The following is a 2,766-nucleotide window of genomic DNA, read 5'->3' on the forward strand; positions in this document are numbered from 1 at the left end:
TGCGCCTCGTGTTGCGCAAGCCGGGGCCGCGGCCCTCCCGGCCCTTGCCTCCCCCCACGCCGGTACCGTCGCCGGGGTCGTGACGATTCGGGTGCGTGGAGCGTCCCCAGTTCGGGACACACGCATTCACACCGAACCCGCTCGCCATGCCCTCACCCGCCGACGCGGATTCGCGTCGCTCGGGAAGTCATCCGATCACCGATCGCCGACGCTCGCTCGAGAGCGTCCCGGCGATCGGTGATCCGGTGCTGGGCGCATTCCGGGGCCGCCCGATCCTGGCGGCCCTCTGTGTGTACACCGTGCTGGTGACCACGTGGCTGGCGTTGGGCGCGCCTGGCGCCGATCCCGGCAGCTGGATCCGCCGTGTCGCCCCCCTCATGGGTGCCCTCATCGCGACGCTGTTCGCGTGGCGCGCCGGCGGAGAGCCCGCCTTCGACCGCGGGACCCGCCTGTTCTGGAAGGCCGTTGCTGGCGCCGTGGCGGTGTTTCCGCTCGGTCACGTCATTTTTGATCGGATGGTGCGGCCGGTGTCGCCGTCGACGGCTGATCTCGCCGGGATGGCCGCGTCGATGGGCGCCGAAATCGTGATGCTGCTCGCGCTCCTCTACCTGCCGAGTGCGCCGCGTACCATGGTGGATCGCGTCAAGCTGTCACTCGACATTGGCGCCGTGAGCGTGGCCGGACTGCTCGTGATCTGGTACGGCCGCTGGACGATCGAGGGCAGCGGCATCGCCTCGTACCCGTTCACCATCCTGCTTGCCCAGGCAACGCTCGACCTGATCGTGCTGGTGGTCATGTCGGTGCTGTGGCGTCGCACGGTGTTGCAGTATCGCGCCCGCGTGCTCGTGCTGCTGGGGATCGCCCTGCTCGTGCAGTTCGCTGTGCACGTGCTCGCCATCGTGCAGCTGACCCAAGGGATCGCGGACACCGACGTCGTCGACTTGGCGGCGCCGGTGTATTTCGTCGTGATCGCGGCCGCGGCGTGGGCGAGTCTCGCCAAGGTGCGGCATCGCCAGCTCCGCGTGCGCCGTGAGAAAGAACACCTCATCACGATTTCCCTGCCCTTCGCCGCGGTGCTGGCAGGATTCGCGTTGCTGCTCGATCTGGCGGTCTCGTACGACCACGACACCGGTGGGGCGAGGCCGTTGCTCGGCGTGGTGCTCGGCGTCGTGGTGCTCACCGCGCTCGTGCTGGCCCGTCAGTTCGCTTCGACGAAGGACGCCGTGCGCGGCCTCGCCGAATCGACGGCGCGCAACAACGAGGCACGCTTTCAGGCGCTCGTGCAACACAGCAGCGACGTCATCATGGTCCTCGATCCGGATGGGATCATCCGGTACGCGAGTCCCTCGATGTCGTTGGTGTTCGGTCATGATCCCGCCAAACTCGTCACGTCGAGCATCGAAGCGATCCTGCACCCCGAAGACGTCGAGGCCTCGCTGCAGTTCCTCGAGGAGCTGGCGCGTTCCGCGCGGGCGAGCACCGGTGGCAGAGCGTCCGGCGTGATGAAGCGCGAGTGGCGTATCCGGCACGCGGACGGCGAGTGGATGACGGTGGACAACGTCGGAACGAACCTGCTCAGCGAGCCGGTCATTCGCGGCCTGGTGCTCAATACCCGCGATGTGACCGAGCAGAGCATGATCAAGCAGCAGTACATGCATCAGGCGTTTCACGACCCGCTCACCGATCTCGCGAACCGCTCGCTGTTCCTGTATCAGGTGGGGCAGGCGTTGTCGCGCGCGCCTCGGCAGTCGAACATCGTCACCGTGCTTTTTCTCGACCTCGACAACTTCAAGACGGTCAACGATTCGCTCGGGCATGCGGCCGGCGACCGGCTGCTGGTGGAAGCGGCGCGGCGGCTCACGGTCTGCGTTCGCGAGAGCGATCTGATCGCACGGCTTGGTGGCGATGAATTCGCCGTGCTCGTGGAGGACGCAGCTTCGGTCGACGAGGTGCTGGCCATCGCCGAGCGCATCGGCGCCGCGTTGAGCAGACCGTTCGTGCTCGGGGCGAAGGAAGTCTTCGTGAACGCGAGCGTCGGCATCTCGCGCAGCACGCGGGGAGAAGGCACCGATGAACTCGTGCGGAATGCCGATGTGGCGATGTACGTCGCGAAGATGCGTGGCAAGGCGCAGCACGCCCTCTTCGAGCCGGCCATGCACAAGGCGGCCCTCGACCGGCTCGTGGTGGAGGCCGACCTGCGCCGCGCCATCGAGCTTGAGGAGTTCGTCCTGCAGTACCAGCCGATCGTGGAGCTGGCGTCGGGTGACATCATCGGGGCCGAGGCGCTGGTGCGCTGGACCTGCCGCGATCGCGGCCGGGTGCTGCCGGGCGTCTTCATCCCGATTGCCGAGGAAACCGGACTGATCGTGGCGATCGGGCGCTGGGTGCTTCGTGAAGCATGCCGACAGGCGAAACGCTGGACCGACGAGCGCGGACTGCCGGTACGGATCAGTGTGAATCTCTCCGGGCGCCAGCTGCAGGAGCCGGGCATCGTGGATGAGGTGCGGCAGGCGCTGGCCGATTCCGGGTTGGCGCCCGGGCAGTTGGTGCTCGAGCTCACGGAGAGCATGCTGATGCACAACACCGAGCAGGCGATGGCGCGGCTGAACGCGCTGAAGGCTCTCGGGGTCTCGCTGGCCATCGACGATTTTGGCACGGGTTATTCTTCCCTGAGTTACCTGCAGCGCTATCCGATCGACATTCTGAAGATCGACAAGGCGTTTGTGGATGTCATCGCTCAGGGAGGCGACGGACCGGTTCTGGCGA

1 protein-coding gene is annotated in these 2,766 nt (G+C 66.9%); it reads left to right on the plus strand.

Annotated features, from left to right (window positions below; translation table 11 throughout):
* Positions 1–146: 146 nt before the first annotated feature.
* Positions 147–2,766, plus strand: a 2,620-nt coding sequence (locus ACIRA7_RS16485; RefSeq protein ID WP_396221920.1) for a putative bifunctional diguanylate cyclase/phosphodiesterase, incomplete at its 3' end; no start/stop codon positions are given.

This window comes from Gemmatimonas sp. (genome assembly GCF_044376735.1).
Lineage (GTDB): Bacteria > Gemmatimonadota > Gemmatimonadetes > Gemmatimonadales > Gemmatimonadaceae > Gemmatimonas.